Raw genomic sequence first — 21,987 nt, forward strand, 5'->3', positions numbered from 1 at the left:
AAATATGGGCTTATCATAACGGCTGAATACTAAGACACAACGTTTCTTTCGCTTTCAATGAAGAAGTTCGGCTTTTTCTGATACACTGAGTTTAATCACTATTTCTGAGTAAATTAATTACTAAGCTATACTTATTTCTAACGGAAGATAAAGAATGCTGAGCTATCGCCATAGTTTCCATGCTGGCAACCACGCCGATGTTTTAAAACATATTGTTCAAACACTCATCATTGAGTCTTTAAAAGAGAAAGAGAAACCTTTTCTTTATCTTGATACTCATGCTGGCGCTGGACGTTATCAATTAACCAATGCTCATGCGACTCGCACTGGCGAATATTTAGAAGGGATCGCACGCTTATGGCAGCAAGAAGAAGTGCCTGAGCTTATTTTGCCTTACCTTGAAGCGGTTGGAGAATTAAACGCAAGTGGGGAACTGCGTTATTATCCGGGATCACCTCTATTAGCGAGCAAATTACTAAGAGAACAAGATTCCTTAGCGCTAACAGAATTACATCCAACGGATTTTCCTTTATTACGTACCGAATTCTCTCGTGACGAGCGAGTTAGAGTTTCTCGTGAAGATGGTTTTGGCCAATTAAAATCTAAGTTACCTCCGCCAAGTCGTCGTGGATTCGCATTAATTGATCCACCTTATGAACTCAAACAAGACTATTCTGCTGTTGTTAAAGGTGTTGTTGAAGGCCATAAGCGCTTTGCGACAGGAACTTATGCGATTTGGTATCCCGTTGTTCACCGTCAGCAAATCAAACGCATGTTAAAAGAGCTTGAAGCAACAGGGATCCGTAAGATTTTACAAATTGAATTAGCAGTAAAACCCGATAGTGATCAACTAGGGATGACTGCATCAGGCATGATTGTGATTAATCCACCTTGGAAATTAGAATCACAAATGAAATCAATACTCCCTTGGTTACATAAAACCTTAGTTCCTGAGGGTATTGGACATACATTAGTTGAGTGGGTTGTACCAGAATAAGCATCTTTATTATTGTTTTTGCCTATTACTGTAAAAGCTAAAATCTGACGTGCTATGTTTTAAATTTTGTCATAATAGACATCATGATATGAAAGACTTAGCCTGTGAGTTACCTATTTTTCTACAGATAAATGGATCAGAGAAATGACGAGCAAACATTACGATTACATCGCCATCGGTGGCGGTAGTGGCGGTATTGCATCAATTAATAGAGCGGCAATGTATGGCCAAAAATGTGCATTAATTGAAGCGAAAGCGTTAGGTGGCACTTGTGTTAACGTGGGTTGTGTACCTAAAAAAGTGATGTGGCATGCAGCGCAAATTGCTGAAGCTATTCATCAATACGGTCCTGATTATGGTTTTGATACCACAGTGAACCGTTTTGATTGGGATACGCTAATTAGTAGCCGTTCTGCTTATATTGACCGTATTCATCAATCTTATGACCGTGTCTTAGGTAATAACAAAGTTGATGTTATCCAAGGGTTTGCTCGTTTTGTTGATGCCAATACGATTGAAGTTAATGGCGAAAAGATCACGGCTGATAATATTCTGATTGCAACAGGCGGTCGCCCTGTTCAACCTAATATTCCAGGTGCTGAGTATGGTATTAATTCTGATGGCTTTTTTGAATTAAAAGCCTTACCAAAACGTGTTGCTGTTGTTGGTGCTGGTTATATCGCTGTTGAACTTGCTGGTGTGTTAAATGCTTTGGGTAGTGAAACGCACCTATTTGTGCGTAAACATGCGCCACTGCGTAATTTTGACCCATTAATCGTTGAAACACTGTTAGAAGTGATGGAAGCCGAAGGGCCTAAATTACATACACACGCTATTCCTAAAGCTGTAATTAAGAATGCGGATGGAAGTTTAACGTTACAACTGGAAAACGGCACAGAGCAGACAGTTGATACATTAATCTGGGCAATTGGTCGTGAGCCAGCAACAGATAACCTGAATCTGGCGGTAACGGGGGTCGAGTTAAATGAAAAAGGCTATATCAAAGTCGATAAATTCCAAAATACCAATGTAAAAGGAATTTATGCTGTTGGCGATAATACAGGTGCAGTTGAATTAACGCCTGTTGCTGTTGCCGCAGGGCGTCGTTTGTCAGAGCGTTTATTTAACAACAAACCTAACGAACATTTAGACTATTCAAATATCCCAACAGTGGTATTTAGTCATCCAGCTATTGGTACTGTTGGTTTAACAGAGCCTCAAGCGGTTGAGCAGTACGGTGCTGATCAAGTTAAAGTGTACAAATCGTCTTTCACAGCAATGTATAGTGCTGTGACTCGTCATCGCCAACCGTGTCGTATGAAGTTAGTTTGTGTTGGCGCAGACGAAAAAATTGTTGGTATTCATGGTATTGGGTTTGGTATGGATGAAATGCTACAAGGTTTTGCTGTGGCTCTGAAAATGGGCGCAACGAAAAAAGACTTTGATGATACTGTGGCAATCCACCCAACTGCAGCAGAAGAATTTGTTACGATGAGATAAGCTATTTTCGTTTTATCGCTTAAGCTTATTTTTATTATTATGTAAAAAGCTAGAGTTAACCCTCTGGCTTTTTTTATTGAGAATTTGTACTTACCCCAGTTTTATTTCGAACTCGAATATCCTCTTTTCTACGTATTTTCCAAAAAGTATATTCGTCTACTTACTGACCCATAAACCAGTTACTAGGTAAAGTTACTTATTTTGTAAAAATAAGGCTATTAGATAGTCAGATCATCTTTTTATTTTATGCAATTGTGCGATAGATTTTGCTTGTTTTGTAAACAATATTTTACAGCCCTCCTCGTCATTTGTATCAAAATGTTAATTATTTAAACAATTGCTTTTTCTATTAAAAATTTATCCCATTCTAAATATCTTCTTATTTATCAATTGATAATAAACGCAAGGTTTTCATCTCTAGCTCATTAAATGATGAATTTCTATGAAAAAAAATGGTTAAAGTAACCATATTGTATCTATGGATATTGTTGTTCTAAGAAATGGTTAACAAATAATTATAATTATTAACAATATAATGAACTATGGTATTATTCAGTTTTAAAGAAATAAATGAACAACATTATAAATATAAATAGTAAATCCATTACTGAGGTAGAAGATGAAAATTTCAAGGAGAAAGCTGCTTTTAGGTGTTGGTGCTGCGGGTGTTTTAGCCGGTGGTGCTGCGTTAGTTCCAATGGTTCGCCGTGATGGCAAATTCGTTGAAGCTAAATCTAGAGCATCATTTGTTGAAGGTACAGAGGGTGTGCTGCCTAAAGAGTCTGATGCAGTGATTATTGGTGGTGGTATCCAAGGTATCATGACTGCTATCAACCTTGCAGAACGTGGCATGAGTGTCACTATTTTAGAAAAAGGCGAGATTGGCGGTGAACAATCAGGCCGAGCATACAGCCAAATTATTAGTTATCAAACATCACCAGAAATTTTCCCATTACACCATTACGGGAAAATCTTATGGCGTGGAATGAACGAAAAGATTGGTGCTGATACCAGTTATCGTACACAAGGTCGAGTAGAAGCCCTTGCAGATGAAAAAGCATTTGATAAAGCGCAAGCGTGGATCAAAACAGCAAAAGAAACGGCTGGATTTGATACACCATTAAACACGCGCATTATTAAAGGTGAAGAGTTATCAAACCGCCTTGTTGGTGCTCAAACACCATGGACTGTGGCCGCTTTTGAAGAAGACTCAGGTTCTGTTGATCCAGAAACAGGCACACCTGCATTAGCACGCTACGCTAAACAAATTGGCGTAAAAATCTATACCAACTGCGCGGTAAGAGGCATCGAAACTGCTGGTGGTAAAATTTCTGATGTTGTAACAGAAAAAGGTGCAATTAGAACATCTCACGTTGTTCTTGCTGGTGGTATTTGGTCACGTTTATTTATGGGTAACATGGGCATTGATATTCCAACGCTGAATGTTTACTTATCACAGCAACGTGTATCAGGTGTTCCGGGTGCACCTCGTGGTAACGTGCATTTACCAAACGGTATCCATTTCCGTGAGCAAGCCGATGGTACTTATGCTGTCGCACCTCGTATTTTCACAAGCTCTATCGTGAAAGATAGCTTCTTGTTAGGGCCTAAGTTCATGCACCTATTAGGTGGTGGTGAGCTGCCATTAGAATTCTCTATCGGTGAAGATTTATTCAACTCATTCAAGATGGCAACATCTTGGAAATTAGATGAAAAAACACCGTTTGAACAATATCGTGTTGCAACAGCAACGCAAAATACTGAGCACTTGGATGCTGTATTCCAAAGAATGAAAGCTGAATTCCCAGTATTTGAAAAATCACAAGTTGTTGAACGTTGGGGCGCAGTAGTTAGTCCAACATTTGATGAATTACCTATTATTTCTGAAATCAAAGAATACCCAGGCCTAGTTATCAATACTGCAACCGTATGGGGTATGACCGAAGGCCCTGCTGCTGGTGAAGTGACTGCTGATATCGTTACAGGTAAGAAACCTGTTATTGATCCAACACCATTTAGTATGGATCGCTTTAAGAAGTAAATAACCCCTTGTTTTACTGTAAATTAAACATGTTAAGGAGTTTTCATGCGTTATAAAAGTTTACTTGTTGCTCTGCCTTTTATTTTTGGTGTAGCAAGCGCGAATGCGGAAGGTGTTGTACACCATAAATTAAACGGTATGCCTATTTCTGAGTCTGTTGAAGTAAGTGCAGGTAACAACCTTGTTTTCTTAAGCGGTAAAGTACCAGCTAAGAAATCAGCAGATGCACCAGAAGGCGTATTAGCGTCTTATGGTAATACTGAAGAACAAACTATTAGTGTATTAGAACAAATCAAAACTCACTTAAATGAACTTGGCCTAGACATGAAAGACGTTGTGAAAATGCAAGTCTTCCTAGTTGGTGGCGAAGAAACTAAAGGCGAGATGGACTTTAAAGGCTTTATGAACGGTTATTCTAAGTACTTTGATGCTTCTAAAACTGACCAACTGCCAGCTCGTTCAACTTTCCAAATCGCAAAACTGGCTAATCCAGCATGGCGTGTAGAAATTGAAGTTATCGCAGTTCGTCCTGCAAAATAAGAACGATAGCTTTTACTCAATTTTGAAGTAAAACATAATCAAATAAAACGCTAGAGAAGGGTAACTTTCTTTGGCGTTTTTTTATAGTATCGACATATTATGGCGATATGTCGATAAAATGTGTTTTTATAAACATAATAGCGAGACATGTTTATGGTATCGACATGTTATGGCGATATGTCGATAAAACTAGATTTTATAAACATAACAGCGTGACATGTTTATGGTATCGACATGTTATGGCGATATCTCAACACAAAACTGTCATAAGAATTGAATCAATAATTAGCTACTTTCACCTTGAATAAACTTCACTGGAATAACAGAGATGTTATCTGTGATTGTTTTATTCTCAATTAATGCGCTAATCACTTCTACGCTTTTTTCAGCCAGTTTTTCAAAGGGTTGTTCAATACAGGTTAATTGGCGCAGTGTTTGGTTTAACCAAGGACTGCCATCGTAAGCAACTATTTTTAATTGTTCTGGAATGGCAATATTTCGTCTTGTTGCTTCATTAAATAATGCCATGGCGGGAATATCAGCAGCAAAAATAGCATCGATCTCTGAATGCAAAGAAAGTATTTTTGTTGCAAAAGAGTGAAAATAGTCTTTCTCTTCTTCTTTCCAATTTACTTTACAAGGAATAGGTTTAATACCTGCCTGAATAAGCGTTTCTTTAAAAGCTAAACAGCTTTGATATGAAGGGGTTGATGATAAATAACTTGAATTATCTTCAATATAGAGGATTTTTTGGCAACCTTTTTGAATAAGGTGTTCTGCTGCTAATCGACCACCAGTATGGTGATCGGAACACACTAATGGAATATCACGAAGATGACGATCTAGCGTTACCACTGGTCTTTGAATATGCTGATATTCACTATCATCCAATAACAGATATTCTGCAATAATACCGTCGATCTGACCGCGTTTAAGCATATCAAAAAATATACGTTCACGTACTTTGCTATTTTGTGTTGCACATAACATCATGCTATAGCCATTTTCAGCGAGCTTATTTTCAATAAAACGTGTCACTGTCGCAAAATAAGGGTATTCAAGGCTATTAATAATGACACCAACAACAGCACTCTTTTGTTGATATAAATTTCTTAGCCAAGTATCTGGAATATAATCTAATTCCTCAACCGCTTTTTTTATTTTTTCTCGTGCAGCTTGAGACACATAGCCACTGTTATTTAATGCTCTGGAAACAGTGCTTGCTGCGACATTGGCTTTTTTTGCGACATCACGGATCCCGGCCATTGAATATGCTGTTGCTCCTTTCAATTAGTTGATGACTTAATATATCTTAATATGATTATGACAAACCCATCTTTATTGAGGTAATTGTGTTTTTTTAGTATGAGCTATTTCACATTTTAGTATGTTAATTACCTTACCCTCTCTTTTAGTGCCTATAGTATCTTATATTAATTATGGAACAGTTCCATATATGCTAATTACCTTAGTGAGGTGAATATGTCTAATACTTGGTGGAAAGATGCCGTGGTCTATCAAATTTATCCCAAGAGTTATTATGATAGTAACGGGGATGGTGTCGGCGATTTAGCTGGGATCACGGAGAAATTAGATTATATTCAGTCACTTGGTACAAACGTTATTTGGTTATGTCCGATTTTTAAATCACCAATGAAAGACAATGGTTATGATATTGCTGATTATTCTGTTGTCGATCCTATCTTTGGTGATAATAACGCGTTAGATAAACTTATTAGCGAAGCTAAAAAACGTGATATTAAAATTCTATTAGATTTAGTATTAAATCACTCTTCTGATGAGCATCCTTGGTTTAAAGCGGCAATTGAAGATCCTAATAGCCCATATAGCGATTATTATATTTTTAAACAATGGGATAAGCCGACTCCTCCTAATAATTTACGCACTTATTTTGATTGCTCCGTTTGGAGTCGCGTTGGAGAAACTAATCGTTGGTATTTCAATTCCTTTGGCCCTGAACAACCGGATTTAAACTGGGAAAACCCACAATTACGTAAAGATATTATCAACATGATAAATGTCTGGATCAAAAAAGGTGTTGCAGGATTTCGTATTGATGCGATTGGTAATTTAAAAAAATCACCTGAAGCCTTATCTGAATATCAATTTGAACCTGATAAAGATGATGGTTCAGCGTCTTTAGTGCCTTGGGTATTAAATCAACCTGGTATTGATAAGTTTTTAACTGAATTAGTCGAGAATACTTTTAAGCCTGCAAATAGTATGACGGTTGCAGAAATTGATGTACCTGAAAAAGATTTACGCGCTTATGTTGGCGAGAATGGTTATTTTTCCATGGTATTTGATTTTAGTATCGCTGATTTAGATATTCGTAATGAGAAACCATTTACCATTAATCCAATCACAGGTGAAAGATTAAAACCTGTATTTATTAAAAGTCAGCTAGATACTCAACGCGTAGGTTGGGGAGCACCTTATTTAGAAAATCATGATCAGCCTCGTTCATTAAATAAATTTCTTCCTAAAGGGGCGATTAATGTAACTAGTGCCAAAATGTTAGCGACATTTTTATTAACTCAACGAGGAACTCCTTTTATTTATCAAGGGCAAGAAATTGGCATGACTAATTGCCCAATGACATTAGAAGAACATGATGATTTGCATGTTTTTAAATTATATGAATGGGGTGAAAAATTAGGTTATAGCGACGAGCAAATAATTGAATACTTTAATGACCGTAGCCGTGATAATTCAAGAACACCTTTTCAATGGGATCGTGAAATAAATGGTGGTTTTAGTACTGGAAAGCCATGGCTAAAAGTTAACCCTAATTATGTGGATATTAATGCAGAGCAAGAGACACAAGATAAACATTCTCTTTTCGCTTATTATCAACAATTAATTGCATTAAGACGACATTCAAAGATCAGTGATATTTTGGTCTATGGTGAATTCTCGCCATTGGTTTCACCAGAAAATGTGATTGCTTTTAAGCGTACTTATGATGGTAACTCAGTCAATATTTACTGTAATTTTAGTGGTGAAGAAAAAGCACTTACCATTAAAGCTAAAGATATTTATTTGCATAACAGCCCAATAGTGGAAGATGCGCAAGGTGGTCTTATTCTTCAACCTTATCAAGCAATTATTTTTGAATGAAAATAATTACTTTAATGGATAGGTTCTGATCTTCATTGGAACCTATTTTTATTAATCTATCTGTTAGCTATATTTTATTGGTGATATTGTTTAAATTAGAAATCAACATTAGACATAAACTAAATTACCTTATTTTTATTACTAGAAAAAACATGGATATTTCCCCAGCTATTGTTCATAAAGTAATCCAACGTATTACGACAGAACGAAAATCTTATGACAAAGCGAAAAAGCGCTACTATAAAAAGCTAAGTCCAGATTTTTCACCTTTATCTCTATTCAAGATAAATGAAAACACAATTTCAAAATGCTTAGCATTTCTACTTGATCCAACAGAAACGCATGCTCAGGGTAAATTATTTACTCAAAATTTCTATAAACATTTTATTAAAAATAATAAATATCAGTCTGTAAAATCAGTCTGCCTTGAACAGGCAGTTGAGCGAGACGATAGTTATCGCCGTTTAGATATTTTTGTTGAAACATCTGATTTATTGATAGGTATTGAGAATAAACCATGGGCTGAAGATGAAGAAAATCAGTTATATGATTATGGCTGCTGGTTGAAAAAAAGAGCAGGAAGAAGTCGAAAAAAATGGATCTTATTTTATTTAAGTAATTCCGAATATAGCGAGTATTCTTTATCTAAAGATACAGATAAAGAGATAAAAGATAATATTCACCATATTACTTATTATGAAATTATTAAATGGTTAGAAGAATGCTCCTATAAAATAGAGTCAATTCAGGTAAAAATGTTTATTGAATCTATTATAAAATTTATTAATTCAGAAATTAATTACGAGTTAAATATGGAATTGCAAGACGAAATAGTAGAAAAAATATTAGAAGATAATGATGCAATTAGCTCTGCTCTTTTAATTTCTAAAAGCATAGAAAATATTAAGTTGTCAATAATGAATGAGTTTATAACTCATATTATAAATAAAACAGATGAGCTCTCTATAGATTTTTATTTTGATGAAGAAGACTTTAGAAAAGGGAAAAAAGAGTCTGGATTTTATGTCGATTTTAACGATGATAGCCTTTATTATTTGGTGTTTAAATTTGAGAGTTCAAATTTAAGAGATTTTTATTGGGGCTTTGAAAGAAAAAATGAAGCACCCAAAAGAAATAAATTAAAGAACTACACTGAAATTCAAAGTGAAATTGAACGAATATTTCCTGACTATTATGTTGAGTGTCAACTAAATGCTGAAAATTATCCTTGGTATGCATATTCAGAAGAAAGCCTCAATATGCCACAGAATTGGAATGCTGATGATAATATTTGGCTAATGTTGAGAGATTTTGGCGAAGACAGTTTTGCAGAAACTGTGGTGACTATTATTAAAACAATCAGTGACGAATTTGATTTAGAATTATTAGAATAGTATTTAAGAGACTGTCATTTATGTGGGCTATAAAAATAGCCCACAACGATCATTTATTGTTTTTAAGCCAATCTGCAATAAATTCTGCAATAGCCTCGGGTGCATTGATATCTAGTAGTGGGAAATCTACGTTTAAATCACAATCACTGGCGACGGCAATAACGTGCTCATCAAGTAAGTCATTAAAATTACGTTCGTTGATATGGCGATAGAGCGCAATTTTAGGAATAGCTTCGCCTTTAAAGCCTTCGACTAAGATTAAATCTAGCTTACTCGTATCAAAACGAGATGCGAGGTAATACAAATCTAATTCTGGTAGTTCTGGCGTCTCTGTCATTAATGCCCAACGTTGTTGGCTTGCGACTAATGTCTGATCTGCTCCTGCTTTTCTGAGTTCGTAACTGTCTTTTCCGGGCTTATCCACATCCATATCATGATGAGTGTGCTTGATCATGCCTACACGAATTTCTCTTTTGCGTAATTCTGGAATAAGCTGTTTTAGTAGTGTCGTTTTACCCGTTCCACTCCACGCCGTGATCCCTAAAAGGGGTAAATCTACTTGTGCCATATTTTTCATTCCTATTTTTTTAATTTGTTGGCTTTTTCAATATCGTCAGGGGTATTTAAATTAATAAAAGCACTTGCTTGATCCGCAAATAAAACAGAATGCGCATTTATCTGTTTCATAAACAACATTAATTTTCGATCACCTTGTGCTAAATAAGTTTCTAGCATTGGAATAATACGACGATTTAGCAGTGCTAAGGTAGGATGTTCTCTTTCACCATCATCAACATAAACGGCTAATGCATCGCCTCTTTGCTCATAGAGTTTTTCAACTAAATTAAGAGGGAAATAGGGGACATCGCAAGGTACAAAAGCAACCCAAGGTGTTGAAGCTTGCTTTAATAACGTGAGCATGCCAGCTAAAGGCCCTGAAAATCCTTCTATTTCATCTGTAATAACAGGATATTGGCTTTGGCGATATTGTTCTAAATTTCGGTTAGCACTAATCAGTATGCTATCAACTTGCGGTGCTAGTTTTTGGGCAATATGGCGGTATAAAGGCTGTCCATGTAGAATTTGAAGCCCTTTATCAGCTCCTCCCATTCGTGTTGCTTGGCCACCCGCAAGTATACCGCCTGTAATATTCTTCATTTTCATATTCAATATTTGTGAATAAATTGGCTAAATTTTCCGAACGATTTTTATCAAGGAAAGACGATATACTAATAAAAAATATCGACTTAATGAGATTTCATGTAAAGCGACAGCAATTTTTATCAAAAAAGCGTAATCTTTACGCATATTGACAGAGGTTTCCTTTTTCTATCGGATAATAATTGGTACTTTGTTGTTGTAATTAATAATAAGGATTTTTTGTATGAAATGTCACCGTCTTAATGAAGTTATGGAATTATTGCACCCAGTTTGGGAAGAAAATTCTGATTTAAACTTAATTCAATTATTGCAGAAACTGGCTGATGAAGCGGGTTTTAAAGGTCAATTATCTGATCTGACTGATGATATTTTGATTTACCATCTGAAAATGCGCGGTTCAGCGCCAACAGATGTGATACCAGGACTGAAAAAAGATTACGAAGAAGATTTTAAAACCGCCATTTTACGTGCTCGTGGCGTGATTAAAGATTAAATTCAGGATAGAAAATGGAAATGTCTGCCTCATTTAATTTTCAGGGACTTTCACCTGATAACATTTGGGACGCGTTAGTTAAAATCGGTTTTTATCCTGAGTCAGGGTTAACGGAATTAAATAGCTATGAAAATCGTGTTTTTCAATTTATGGATGAGCATCGACAACGTTATGTGGTGAAATTTTATCGCCCTCAACGCTGGTCGTATGAACAAATAAAAGAAGAACATGAATTCGTTTTAGCATTAAAGGAGGCAGAGGTATCCGTTGCTGCCCCTTTAATGATTAATAGTGAGACAGTTCATTTCTCTGATAATGGCTTTTATTTTGCAATATTCCCTAGCATAGGGGGAAGAGCATATGAAACTGATAATTTATTTCAGCTAGAAGAAGTAGGACGCACATTAGGGCGCATTCATCAAATAGGCAGAAAAAAGAGTTATGAGTACCGACCGACAGTTTCTATTGCAGAATATCTGATAGCGCCCAAATTAGAATTTGAAAGTAGTGCGTTAATTCCTAATAACCTCAAACCTCAATTTATAGAGGTTATAGATAAACTTATTCATGATGTGCGTCCTAGAATAGAGGACTCTGCATGGCAAATATTACGGCTACATGGTGATTGCCATCCCGGTAATATATTGTGGCGTGATGAAGTTGTAATGGTTGACTTTGATGATTCCCGAATGGGACCTGCGGTACAAGACTTTTGGATGTTATTAAATGGCTCACGGCAAGAGCAGGTTATACAGTTAGATACGATCCTTGAGTCTTATTATGAATACCAAGATTTTGATTTACGTGAATTGTCATTAATTGAACCACTAAGAGCAATGAGAATGGTGCATTATCTCGCGTGGGTATTAAAACGCTGGAATGATCCTGCTTTCCCTCGTGCTTTTATTTGGTTTCAAGAGCAAGATTTTTGGTTTAAGCAATTAGCCTTATTCAAGGGACAAGTGGAGCAGTTAAATGAGCCTCCTTTACAACTTAGTCCAATGTATTAATTCTTAGGAGACGATGAGAAATGAAAAAGATTTGGCTGGCGTTAGCAAGTATGGTGTTAGCATTCAGTGTTTCTGCTGCTGATTTTTCTGAAGGAAAACAGTATACGAACCTTTCTAAACCTGTTGCATCAGCGCCTGATGTTGTTGAGTTTTTCTCTTTTTATTGCCCACATTGTTATCAATTTTCTGAAGTGTATAAAGTCAATAGTACTGTTGAAAAGAATGTACCAGAAAATACTAATATTGTCCGCTACCACGTTGATTTCTTAGGACCTTTAGGTAAAGACTTAACACGTTCTTGGGCTGTAGCAATGGCCTTAGGTGTTGAAGATCAAGTTTCTCCAGTTTTATTTAAAGGTATTCAAGAAACGCAATCTATTCGCTCTGTTGACGATATCCGTAATGCCTTTATTAAGGCTGGCGTTAAAGGCGAAGATTATGATGCTGCAATGAATAGCTTTGTGGTGAATTCTTTAGTTAGCCAACAACAAAATGCTGTCGCTGATTTTCAAATCAATGGTGTTCCTGCCATGATCATTGGTGGTAAATATAAAATGAAAAATGATGGTATCAGCGCAAAATCACCAGAAGAGTATGCAAAAACATATTCTGATATTGTGAATCAATTATTGCTGAAAAAATAATATAGGCTTAATTTTTTCCTATATAGACTAAGTAAAAGTATATAGATTCTTATATGAAAAATAGCACTCAAGACATAGGAGTGCTATTTTTTTTACTTTCATATTTTTGTCATAATATAACTATCCACATTAATAAAAAATATTGAGATTAATTTATAATATCTTAATGATTTCGCTAAGTGATTGATTTTTTAATTGTGTTAATAAATTTAAAAGGAAGCTAACTTATTAATATAGAGAGAGTTACAAAACTACTCACAGAGTTATCCACAGGTTGTTCTGGTGTTGTCTAAAAAATAAATCCTTAATAAAAAAGATGATACTAATATGAACGTTAATATTTATGATGAATAAATAGCTCTATCTTAAATACTTTCTAATTTACACAGTAAGTTTACTTTTTATTCTTCGTTTTTAATTGAAATCAGATTAATGGATATGGCTTCTGATAAAAAAGTACTTTAATTAATATTAAGTTATCATTCATACTTATTCTTTCTGTTAAGTTCGGTTAATAATAAATAATTGAGTATTTAAGCCGAATTTCTGCATTTAAGAACAGGTAAAATTCGTCTATTGGGCTGTGATGTGGCATTCTAGTCATATCAACGAACCTCAGAACAATGATGAACAGATTATGGTCCAGATAGCAGAAAACCCCTTTATCCTTGTAGATGGCTCTTCATACCTTTATCGTGCCTATCATGCCTTTCCACCGCTAACCAATAGCCAAGGTGAGCCAACGGGTGCGATGTATGGTGTGTTGAACATGTTGCGTAGCTTGATAATACAGTATAAGCCAAGCCATGTTGCGGTTGTGTTTGACGCTAAAGGTAAAACATTCCGTGATGAGTTGTATGAGGAATACAAATCTAATCGTCCTCCAATGCCAGATGATCTGCGTGAACAAATAGCGCCTTTACATGAGATGGTGCAAGCAATGGGTTTACCCTTGTTATCTATTTCAGGTGTGGAAGCGGATGATGTTATTGGAACATTGGCACTAAAAGCGGCGGCTGATGGGCGTGATGTCCTAATAAGCACCGGCGATAAAGATATGGCGCAATTAGTGACGCCAAAGATCACGCTGATTAACACCATGACCAACGTTATTTTGGGTCCTGATGAAGTTAAAGAAAAATATGGCGTTCCTCCTGAACTGATTATTGATTTCCTCGCATTGATGGGCGATTCATCGGATAACATCCCTGGTGTCCCCGGTGTTGGTGAAAAAACCGCACTAGGTCTTCTACAAGGGCTTGGTAGTTTAGATGATATCTATCAACAGCTTGATAATATTGCAACATTGAATTTCCGTGGCGCTAAAACACTTGGCGCTAAAATGGCAGAGCATGAGAAAGTGGCAAAACTTTCTTATAAGTTGGCAACGATTAAAACTGATGTTGAACTCGATAAAACGTTTGATGATTTAGTGGTTAATGAGCCAAATTTAGATCAATTATTAGAGATGTTCACGCGTTATGAATTTAAACGCTGGATAAGTGATCTTCAAAATGGTGGCTGGTTAGCACAACGCAGTACACACAAAGTTGCAGTGCCTTACACCTCAGAAGCTGTTAAACCCAAAGAAGCACCTGTATCAGCTAATTTTCCTGTTATTACACAAGAGAATTATGAAGCTGTCTTAACGCATGAAAGTCTGGCGCGATGGGTTGAGCTTCTCAAAAAAGCACCTGCATTTGCATTCGATACAGAAACGGATAGTTTAAATAATATTGATGCTCGTTTAGTGGGATTATCATTTGCTATTGAGCCGGGTAAAGCCGCTTATATTCCACTACGTCATGAGTATTTAGATGCGCCAGACCAACTTCCTGTTAATGAAGTGCTAGTGGCATTAAAACCCATTTTAGAAGATAAAAATATTTTAAAAATTGGGCAAAACTTGAAGTTTGATCGTGGCATTATGGAAAATGAAGGTATCGAATTAAACGGTATTCATTTTGATACGATGTTGGAGTCTTACGTATTAAATAGCGTGAGTAATCGACATGATATGGATACTTTGGCTGAAAAACATTTAAACCATAAAACCACGACATTTGAAGAGATCGCGGGTAAAGGTAAAGGTCAACTTACCTTTAACCAAATTGAGGTTGAGCAAGCGACGTTATATGCGGCTGAAGATGCCGATATCACTTTATTACTCCATCAAGCGCTATATCCTCAAATAGACGCTATTGAGCCTCTTAAGCATGTTTACCGCGATATCGAAATGCCATTAGTTCCTGTGCTTTCTAGAATGGAACGCAAGGGAGTATTAATTGATGCTCAAGTGTTAGCTGTTCAATCTCAAGAAATTACACAACGTTTGGCTGAAATTGAAAAAGAGACGTTTGCGTTAGCTGGACAAGAGTTTAATCTCTCTTCACCTAAGCAGTTACAAGAAATTTTATTTGATAAATTGCAATTGCCAGTTATCAAGAAAACCCCGAAAGGGGCGCCATCTACCAATGAAGAAGTATTAGAAGAATTAGCACATAGCCATGAATTGCCTCGCTTAATCTTAGAGCATCGTGGTCTTGCGAAACTGAAATCTACCTATACTGATAAATTACCATTGATGGTAAATAGTAAGACGAAGCGTGTACATACTTCATATCATCAAGCAGTGACGGCAACGGGGCGTTTATCTTCTCGTGATCCGAATCTTCAAAATATTCCAGTGAGAAATGAAGAAGGGCGTCGAATTCGCCAAGCATTTATTGCGCGTGAAGGTTTTAAAATTGTTGCTGCCGACTATTCACAAATTGAATTACGGATCATGGCACATTTATCGCAAGATAAAGGTTTGTTAGATGCCTTTGCTCAAGGTAAAGATATTCACCGTGCAACTGCATCTGAAGTGTTTGGTATACCTTTAGAAGACGTCACCTCTGAGCAACGTCGTAGTGCGAAAGCGATCAACTTTGGTCTTATTTATGGCATGAGCGCATTTGGCTTATCGCAACAGATTGGTGTTGAGAGAAGAGAAGCTCAGCGTTATATGGATCTCTATTTTGAACGTTATCCAGGTGTCTTGGACTATATGGAGCGCACACGTAAACAAGCTTCTGAACAAGGCTATGTTGAAACGTTAGATGGTCGTCGCCTCTATTTACCAGAAATTAATTCAAAGAATGCAATTCGTCGTAAAGCTTCAGAGCGTGAGGCGATTAATGCGCCAATGCAGGGTACCGCTGCGGATATTATCAAAAAAGCTATGATTGCTGTGGATAATTGGATTTGCAATGAATGTCCTGCTGATGTGCATATGATTATGCAAGTACACGATGAATTAGTGTTTGAAGTGCGAGAGTCTTACCTAGAGAACGCAAATATCATGATCCATAAATTGATGGAAAGCAGTATGGAATTAGCTATTCCGTTGAAAGTGGAAGTGGGTATTGGTAATAACTGGGATGAAGCACACTAGTTTTTAAGTATCGTTTTTAAATATTAAAAGGGCACAATGAAATACATTGTGCCCTTTATTTTTTATGTCAAAACTTATCAACATGTGAAAAAGAGATAAGTGAATAATTAAGCAACTTGCGAGTCTATCAGCTTGCTTAATTTCTTCTGTTTTTTCTCAATCCGTTGGCGTTTTAACGGAGATAAATGGTCAATAAAAAGTTTGCCATCAAGATGGTCTAACTCATGCTGAATGCAGCCTGCAAACAAATCAGCGGCTTCAAATTCAATTTCATCACCATTTCTATCCAATGCCTTAACCTTTAAGAAGCGGTAACGCTCTGTTGGGGCAAAAGAATCTGGAATAGATAGACACCCATCCATCATATCCATCACTTCATCTTCAGTGCTGATAATTTCAGGATTGATAAGTGCAATCGGTTGATCTCGGTTTTCAGAAACATCAATTACAACAATGCGTTTAGATACATTAACCTGAGGTGCTGCTAAGCCAATACCTCGTTCTGCGTACATGGTTTCAATCATGTCATCGATTAATGTGCGTATTTCGTCATCTACTTTTTCCACTGGTACTGCGACTCTGCGCAGACGCTCATCTGGAAAACGCAGGAGCGTTAATACAGCCATGGATACCTCATTTTATCGCTAATTACATATTTACTACGGTCTCGCAATAAGCGTATCACAAAATCATTAAGGATAAACCGCACCTTTTGTGTGATTTGTTCTATTTTTAATCATATTCACGTAAGTGATTAAAGTCTCATAATTATGTAATTAAACTACATTTATTTATGGTTTGAATACATAAACACATAGCTGAATCGTGTCTGCATGTGAAAAAAAATTACAAAAGGGCTTTTATTAACCAATAAAATAGAGTACATTATCTCTCGTAGGGTACAGAGGTAAGATGTTCTATCTTTCAGACCTTTTACTTCACGTAATCGGATTTAGCTGAATATTAGCTGCCCCAGTCGACTTTATTTCGACTGGGGCATTTTTTTATCTAAAATTCACTGAAGTGGTTTGTGCGAGAAGTGAAAGGGAAAAGTGATTTCCCTTTTATCAATAGAAGATCAGAACGCTATCGTTGAGAAAAAAGAAGATAATTAAGCGTTGTCATCATTTGTAGGCTGTTCTTCTGAGCCTGAAAACCATTCATTAAGTGTGTTACGTAGCTTATCAATGCCAATTTTTTTCAATGATGAAAAGTATTCTACGCGGATATCGCCTACTTTATTTGCCAGCTCTTCACGTACGCTCATTAACTGCTTTTTACGCGCGCCTGATGCGAGTTTATCCGCTTTAGTCAGTAAAACGAGAGTAGGAAGCTCTGAGCCCACAGCCCAGTCAATCATTTGCATATCGAGATCTTTTAATGGATGACGAATATCCATTAAAATAACCACACCTTTTAAGCACTCTCTTTTTTGTAGGTATTCACCTAAAGAGCGTTGCCATTTACGCTTCATTTCTTCAGGAACTTGGGCATAGCCGTAGCCTGGTAAATCGACTAAGCGTAAGCCTTCTTCAATTTGAAAAAGGTTGATTAATTGCGTACGGCCTGGGGTTTTACTGGTTCTGGCTAATCCATTTTGTTGGGTTAACGCATTTAAAGCACTGGATTTACCGGCATTAGAGCGACCCGCAAAGGCAATTTCAATTCCTGTATCTGGTGGTAAATGACGGATATCAGGTGCACTGATGATGAAATGTGCTTTTTGGTAATTAAATTGGGTCATTATGGTATAAACCTCTCTGAAATAATGCGGCTTTTCATGCATACTCATTTCAATTTTGCATGAAAATGAATATCTAAAATATTTATTTGCTCTATTTTGGCGCAATTTAATGACTTATAACAGTGCTTAAAAATTAAAATTTACCCTGTTATAACGTAATTAGACTTATTGAGCGTAAATAAAGGTAAATGATTGGCACTATTTACCTCAGCGAATTAGAATCGCTGCATATTAAGTAAGTTGTAGACTATTAAAGTAAAGGATCCCTGCATGTTAAAACGTTTTCTTGTCACCTTCGTTACCGCTTGCACTTTAACAACAGCGACTTTTGCAATGGCAACGGGAGAAACCTTCGTTAAATTAGTCACCTCTGAAGGCAATATTGAAATATCACTGGATAATAAAAAAGCCCCAATTACAACGAAAAATTTTATTCAGTATGTCGAAGATGGGTACTATAACGGCACCACTTTTCATCGTGTTATTCCTGGCTTTATGGTTCAAGGCGGTGGTTTTACTGCTGATTTACAGCAAAAACAAACCAGAGCGCCAATTAAAAATGAAGCCGACAATGGATTACGCAATGTAAAAGGTTCTATTGCCATGGCTCGCACATCAGATAAAGACAGCGCAACCAGCCAATTCTTTATTAATGTGGCTGACAATGCATTTTTAGATCACGGTCAACGTGATTTTGGCTATGCCGTATTTGGTAAAGTTGTGAAAGGAATGGATGTAGTTGATAAAATTTCACAAGCTCCAACTCGTAATATTGGACCTTACCAAAATGTGCCAGTAAAAACGGTCACTATTTTATCTGCGGAAGTCGTAAAACAATAAACGCATTATTAGGATAGGATATTTACTTATTCTAATAAGATAAAATGCATATAAACCGGAATGAATATTTTCATTCCGGGATTTTTAGTACAAAAAAATCTTTTTTATCCTTCCTTTTTTCGTGTGATCTCCTGCAATAAGTATTCACTACGCTATTAATCACTCTATTCATCATCAATTACCGTCATTCTTGTTATTGCGCAATAAATCAGCAGGTTTTCTTGCTTACTATTCATATTTTACACCTGTGCTATGATAATCGGCTTTGTTGTACCCAAGTCGGTTAAACAACGAGCTATTTTGGCAAATCTACACTCGCTTTAAAATAGTAATAAAATAGATAATGATAAGAAAATCAGTCGGATAGGCTAATATGCTGTTACTTATTGATAATTACGACTCGTTTACCTACAACCTCTATCAGTATTTCTGTGAATTGGGTGCTGAGGTTGTTGTTAAGCGTAACGATGAGATCGGACTTAAAGAGATAGAAAAGATGATGCCAGCACATCTTGTTATCTCGCCAGGACCTTGTACTCCTGATGAAGCTGGGATCTCTCTTGAGGCTATACAGCGGTTTGCCGGTGAAATTCCTATTCTTGGCGTTTGTCTTGGACATCAAGCGATAGGACAAGCTTTTGGTGCATCAGTTATCAGAGCACGAGAAGTGATGCATGGTAAAAATTCATTAATACATCATAATCAACAAGGTGTTTTTAAGGGACTTAATCGGCCTTTAAATGTGACGCGTTACCACTCTTTAGTGATTGATGCGACGACATTACCGGTTCCCTTTGAAGTGACGGCATGGAGCCAACATGATGGAAATGTTGATGAAATTATGGGAATTCGCCATCGTACTCTGCCAATTGAAGGGGTTCAATTTCACCCAGAAAGTATTTTAAGTGAACAAGGACATGAGCTATTAAATAATTTCCTTAAATATTAAATGGATAGCATTTAAATAGCGAAATAAAGCCTTTTTATACAAAACCACATTTGATTTTTTATTCATATTTAGTGATTATATTTTCATATTGAATATGAATAACGATCAGGTGGGGTAATGACAAAGCAAAGCATCAACCGGGCAACTTACGATCAAGTAATGTTGCCAATTTATTCACCCGCAGAATTTATTCCTGTCAAAGGGATGGGTAGCCGTGTTTGGGATCAGCAGGGAAAATCGTATATTGATTTTGCTGGTGGTATTGCTGTTTTAGCACTGGGGCATGCTCATCCTGCTCTTAATCAAGCCTTGAAAGAACAAAGTGAACAACTTTGGCATGTTAGTAATATTTTTACTAATGAACCAGCATTGCGTTTAGCACAAAAATTAATAGATAACACATTTGCAGAACGTGTCTTTTTTGCCAATTCAGGCGCAGAAGCGAATGAGGCAGCATTTAAGTTGGCTCGCCATTATGCCATCACTCGCCATAGTCCTTATAAAACTAAAATTATTGCTTTTCACCATGCATTCCACGGCAGAACACTGTTTACAGTATCTGTTGGTGGGCAACCTAAATATGCAGATGGTTTTGGCCCTAAGCCAGCAGATATCGTGCATATTCCTTTCAATGATTTAGAGGCGGTTAAAGCGGTTATTGACGACCATACTTGTGCTGTCGTATTGGAACCTGTGCAAGGTGAAGGTGGTGTCACGGCAGCAACACCTGAGTTTATGAGAGGGTTACGTGAATTGTGCGATAAGCATCAAGCTCTGCTTGTCTTTGATGAAGTACAAACAGGTATGGGACGTACAGGCAAGCTTTTCGCCTATATGAACTATGATGTGACACCAGACATTATTACCACTGCAAAAGCGCTAGGAGGTGGTTTTCCACTCAGTGCGATGTTAACAACACATGAAATAGCTTCTGTAATGGGCGTAGGGACTCATGGTACAACTTATGGTGGCAATCCATTAGCTTGTGCAGTGGGTAATGTCGCATTTGATTTAATTAATACACCTGAGGTACTTGAGGGTGTAGAAAAGCGCTATCAATGGATTGTGGATGAACTGGTGGCAATTAATCAAACGTACGATGTCTTTTCGCAAATCCGTGGACAAGGTTTATTGATCGGTGCGCAATTGGCACCACAATATAAAGGTAAAGCCAAAGAGTTACTCGGTCTTGCGGCCAAACATGGCTTAATGATGTTAAACGCAGGAGCAGATGTGATGCGTTTTACACCATCGTTAATTATTACCCAAGAAGAATTACAAGAAGGAATGGTGGCATTAAAAGCGGCTATTGCGGAATTTGTAAAAGGGTAGTGCGGACTATAAACCCCATCTATAAGGATGGGGTTTATACAGATTGTATCATCAATAGCCCTTTTATTGGGCTATTGTTTGTTCGGGGTAGGGAAACTTAGCGAGTCCCGTAAACGACGATAGTTTTACCGTGTGCTGAGATCAGGTTTTGATCTTCTAGCATTTTGAGAATACGGCCTACAGTTTCGCGTGAACAACCAACGATTTGACCAATTTCCTGACGTGTAATTTTAATTTGCATGCCATCAGGATGCGTCATGGCATCGGGTTGTTTTGCTAAGTTTAGTAAGGTTTGTGCAATACGGCCTGTAACATCAAGGAAAGCAAGGTTACCTACTTTTTCTGATGTTGTTTGTAATCTGTTCGCCATTTGAGCAGAAAGGCGCATCAGAATATCAGGGTTAACCTGAATTAATTGACGGAATTTTTTATAGGAAATTTCTGCTACTTCACAGGCTGTTTTTGCTCTAACCCATGCACTACGTTCTTGATCTTCTTCAAATAATCCAAGTTCACCGATGAAATCCCCCTGATTTAGGTAGGAGAGGATCATTTCTTTTCCTTCTTCATCTTTAATAAGAACAGCCACGGAACCTTTAACAATATAATAAAGTGTTTCCGCTTTCTCACCTTGGTGGATCAGCGTGCTCTTGGATGGATATTTGTGAATATGGCAGTGTGACAAAAACCATTCAAGAGTCGGGTCTGTTTGCGGCTTGCCGAGAACCATTCGCGTTATCCTCTGTACGTTAAATGCAGCCTTTC

The 21,987-nt window shown here is 37.0% G+C and carries 20 protein-coding genes; 14 read left to right on the forward strand and 6 right to left on the reverse strand.

What is annotated here, in order from left to right; genetic code table 11:
* Window positions 1–154: 154 nt before the first annotated feature.
* From JEP71_RS12240 to JEP71_RS12255, 4 genes are all read left to right on the forward strand, one after another.
* Entirely contained in the window at window positions 155–997 is an 843-nt protein-coding gene (locus tag JEP71_RS12240) for a 23S rRNA (adenine(2030)-N(6))-methyltransferase RlmJ (RefSeq protein WP_109374314.1), read from the forward strand.
* Window positions 998–1,141: 144 nt separating this feature from the next.
* Complete coding sequence (gene gorA, locus JEP71_RS12245; protein ID WP_198626313.1) at window positions 1,142–2,497, forward strand: glutathione-disulfide reductase; 1,356 nt, start codon at window positions 1,142–1,144, stop codon at window positions 2,495–2,497.
* Between the two features lie 619 nt (window positions 2,498–3,116).
* A complete protein-coding gene (locus JEP71_RS12250; protein WP_198626314.1) occupies window positions 3,117–4,538 on the forward strand; it encodes an NAD(P)/FAD-dependent oxidoreductase in 1,422 nt (473 codons plus the stop codon).
* Window positions 4,539–4,583: 45 nt separating this feature from the next.
* Window positions 4,584–5,078 (forward strand): RidA family protein, encoded by a 495-nt coding sequence (locus JEP71_RS12255; RefSeq protein ID WP_198620055.1) that lies wholly within the window; start codon window positions 4,584–4,586, stop codon window positions 5,076–5,078.
* Window positions 5,079–5,363: 285 nt separating this feature from the next.
* Here JEP71_RS12255 and JEP71_RS12260 read toward each other — a convergent pair whose 3' ends face one another.
* The gene (locus tag JEP71_RS12260) at window positions 5,364–6,344 is read right to left on the reverse strand and encodes a LacI family DNA-binding transcriptional regulator (protein ID WP_198626315.1); all 981 of its coding nucleotides are present in this window, start codon (window positions 6,342–6,344) and stop codon (window positions 5,364–5,366) included.
* 216 nt (window positions 6,345–6,560) lie between these two features.
* Here JEP71_RS12260 and JEP71_RS12265 point away from each other — a divergent pair, with 216 nt between their 5' ends.
* Both JEP71_RS12265 and JEP71_RS12270 read left to right on the forward strand, forming a co-directional pair.
* Window positions 6,561–8,219, forward strand: coding sequence for an alpha-glucosidase (locus JEP71_RS12265; protein ID WP_198626316.1), 1,659 nt, complete (start codon window positions 6,561–6,563; stop codon window positions 8,217–8,219).
* 152 nt (window positions 8,220–8,371) lie between these two features.
* Window positions 8,372–9,613, forward strand: coding sequence for a PDDEXK-like family protein (locus JEP71_RS12270; RefSeq protein ID WP_198620052.1), 1,242 nt, complete (start codon window positions 8,372–8,374; stop codon window positions 9,611–9,613).
* Between the two features lie 49 nt (window positions 9,614–9,662).
* Here JEP71_RS12270 and mobB read toward each other — a convergent pair whose 3' ends face one another.
* Window positions 9,663–10,181, reverse strand: a complete 519-nt coding sequence (mobB, locus tag JEP71_RS12275) for a molybdopterin-guanine dinucleotide biosynthesis protein MobB (RefSeq protein WP_198620051.1) — start codon at window positions 10,179–10,181, stop codon at window positions 9,663–9,665.
* A gap of 11 nt (window positions 10,182–10,192) precedes the next feature.
* Window positions 10,193–10,777, reverse strand: coding sequence for a molybdenum cofactor guanylyltransferase MobA (gene mobA / locus JEP71_RS12280; RefSeq protein ID WP_198620050.1), 585 nt, complete (start codon window positions 10,775–10,777; stop codon window positions 10,193–10,195).
* Window positions 10,778–10,997: 220 nt separating this feature from the next.
* Between mobA and JEP71_RS12285 the strand changes: the two genes are divergently transcribed.
* The 4 genes from JEP71_RS12285 (at window position 10,998) to polA (ending at window position 16,357) form a co-directional block, all read left to right on the forward strand.
* Window positions 10,998–11,267: a YihD family protein gene (locus JEP71_RS12285; RefSeq protein ID WP_023583277.1), complete on the forward strand. Its 270-nt coding sequence runs from the start codon at window positions 10,998–11,000 to the stop codon at window positions 11,265–11,267.
* A gap of 14 nt (window positions 11,268–11,281) precedes the next feature.
* Entirely contained in the window at window positions 11,282–12,277 is a 996-nt protein-coding gene (locus JEP71_RS12290; RefSeq protein WP_198626317.1) for a serine/threonine protein kinase, read from the forward strand.
* A 20-nt stretch (window positions 12,278–12,297) separates the two neighbouring features.
* Window positions 12,298–12,921: a thiol:disulfide interchange protein DsbA gene (gene dsbA, locus JEP71_RS12295; RefSeq protein ID WP_109374234.1), complete on the forward strand. Its 624-nt coding sequence runs from the start codon at window positions 12,298–12,300 to the stop codon at window positions 12,919–12,921.
* Window positions 12,922–13,558: 637 nt separating this feature from the next.
* The gene (gene polA, locus JEP71_RS12300) at window positions 13,559–16,357 is read left to right on the forward strand and encodes a DNA polymerase I (protein WP_198626318.1); all 2,799 of its coding nucleotides are present in this window, start codon (window positions 13,559–13,561) and stop codon (window positions 16,355–16,357) included.
* A gap of 107 nt (window positions 16,358–16,464) precedes the next feature.
* Here the strand turns inward: polA and def are convergent, their stop codons facing one another.
* On the reverse strand, window positions 16,465–16,983 hold the full coding sequence (gene def, locus JEP71_RS12305) for a peptide deformylase (protein ID WP_151436305.1): 519 nt from the start codon (window positions 16,981–16,983) through the stop codon (window positions 16,465–16,467).
* Between the two features lie 286 nt (window positions 16,984–17,269).
* On the opposite strand from def, the gene JEP71_RS17760 reads away from it, so the two are divergent.
* Window positions 17,270–17,317: a hypothetical protein gene (locus JEP71_RS17760; RefSeq protein ID WP_438361642.1), complete on the forward strand. Its 48-nt coding sequence runs from the start codon at window positions 17,270–17,272 to the stop codon at window positions 17,315–17,317.
* A 151-nt stretch (window positions 17,318–17,468) separates the two neighbouring features.
* Here the strand turns inward: JEP71_RS17760 and yihA are convergent, their stop codons facing one another.
* A complete protein-coding gene (gene yihA, locus JEP71_RS12310) occupies window positions 17,469–18,101 on the reverse strand; it encodes a ribosome biogenesis GTP-binding protein YihA/YsxC (RefSeq protein ID WP_099075959.1) in 633 nt (210 codons plus the stop codon).
* A 270-nt stretch (window positions 18,102–18,371) separates the two neighbouring features.
* Between yihA and ppiA the strand changes: the two genes are divergently transcribed.
* The 3 genes from ppiA (at window position 18,372) to argD (ending at window position 21,222) form a co-directional block, all read left to right on the forward strand.
* Window positions 18,372–18,941, forward strand: coding sequence for a peptidylprolyl isomerase A (gene ppiA / locus JEP71_RS12315; protein WP_069369599.1), 570 nt, complete (start codon window positions 18,372–18,374; stop codon window positions 18,939–18,941).
* A 373-nt stretch (window positions 18,942–19,314) separates the two neighbouring features.
* The gene (locus JEP71_RS12320; protein ID WP_100159719.1) at window positions 19,315–19,890 is read left to right on the forward strand and encodes an aminodeoxychorismate synthase component II; all 576 of its coding nucleotides are present in this window, start codon (window positions 19,315–19,317) and stop codon (window positions 19,888–19,890) included.
* 117 nt (window positions 19,891–20,007) lie between these two features.
* Window positions 20,008–21,222, forward strand: a complete 1,215-nt coding sequence (gene argD, locus JEP71_RS12325) for a bifunctional acetylornithine/succinyldiaminopimelate transaminase (RefSeq protein WP_198620046.1) — start codon at window positions 20,008–20,010, stop codon at window positions 21,220–21,222.
* Window positions 21,223–21,319: 97 nt separating this feature from the next.
* Here argD and crp read toward each other — a convergent pair whose 3' ends face one another.
* A complete protein-coding gene (crp, locus tag JEP71_RS12330) occupies window positions 21,320–21,952 on the reverse strand; it encodes a cAMP-activated global transcriptional regulator CRP (RefSeq protein WP_004246872.1) in 633 nt (210 codons plus the stop codon).
* Window positions 21,953–21,987: the final 35 nt, after the last annotated feature.

It is taken from the genome of Proteus sp. PR00224 (assembly GCF_016238105.1).
Taxonomy (GTDB): Bacteria; Pseudomonadota; Gammaproteobacteria; order Enterobacterales; family Enterobacteriaceae; genus Proteus.

Coding starts and splice junctions, on each gene's coding strand:
- JEP71_RS12255 (WP_198620055.1), top strand. CDS start 4,584: ATGCGTTATAAAAGTTTACTTGTTGCTCTGCCTTTTATTTTTGGTGTA.
- JEP71_RS12290 (WP_198626317.1), top strand. CDS start 11,282: ATGGAAATGTCTGCCTCATTTAATTTTCAGGGACTTTCACCTGATAAC.
- JEP71_RS12240 (WP_109374314.1), top strand. CDS start 155: ATGCTGAGCTATCGCCATAGTTTCCATGCTGGCAACCACGCCGATGTT.
- dsbA (WP_109374234.1), top strand. CDS start 12,298: ATGAAAAAGATTTGGCTGGCGTTAGCAAGTATGGTGTTAGCATTCAGT.
- JEP71_RS12320 (WP_100159719.1), top strand. CDS start 19,315: ATGCTGTTACTTATTGATAATTACGACTCGTTTACCTACAACCTCTAT.
- mobA (WP_198620050.1), bottom strand. CDS start 10,777: ATGAAAATGAAGAATATTACAGGCGGTATACTTGCGGGTGGCCAAGCA.
- JEP71_RS12285 (WP_023583277.1), top strand. CDS start 10,998: ATGAAATGTCACCGTCTTAATGAAGTTATGGAATTATTGCACCCAGTT.
- argD (WP_198620046.1), top strand. CDS start 20,008: ATGACAAAGCAAAGCATCAACCGGGCAACTTACGATCAAGTAATGTTG.
- JEP71_RS12270 (WP_198620052.1), top strand. CDS start 8,372: ATGGATATTTCCCCAGCTATTGTTCATAAAGTAATCCAACGTATTACG.
- polA (WP_198626318.1), top strand. CDS start 13,559: ATGGTCCAGATAGCAGAAAACCCCTTTATCCTTGTAGATGGCTCTTCA.
- crp (WP_004246872.1), bottom strand. CDS start 21,952: ATGGTTCTCGGCAAGCCGCAAACAGACCCGACTCTTGAATGGTTTTTG.
- JEP71_RS12265 (WP_198626316.1), top strand. CDS start 6,561: ATGTCTAATACTTGGTGGAAAGATGCCGTGGTCTATCAAATTTATCCC.
- mobB (WP_198620051.1), bottom strand. CDS start 10,181: ATGGCACAAGTAGATTTACCCCTTTTAGGGATCACGGCGTGGAGTGGA.
- def (WP_151436305.1), bottom strand. CDS start 16,983: ATGGCTGTATTAACGCTCCTGCGTTTTCCAGATGAGCGTCTGCGCAGA.
- gorA (WP_198626313.1), top strand. CDS start 1,142: ATGACGAGCAAACATTACGATTACATCGCCATCGGTGGCGGTAGTGGC.
- yihA (WP_099075959.1), bottom strand. CDS start 18,101: ATGACCCAATTTAATTACCAAAAAGCACATTTCATCATCAGTGCACCT.
- JEP71_RS12250 (WP_198626314.1), top strand. CDS start 3,117: ATGAAAATTTCAAGGAGAAAGCTGCTTTTAGGTGTTGGTGCTGCGGGT.
- ppiA (WP_069369599.1), top strand. CDS start 18,372: ATGTTAAAACGTTTTCTTGTCACCTTCGTTACCGCTTGCACTTTAACA.
- JEP71_RS12260 (WP_198626315.1), bottom strand. CDS start 6,344: ATGGCCGGGATCCGTGATGTCGCAAAAAAAGCCAATGTCGCAGCAAGC.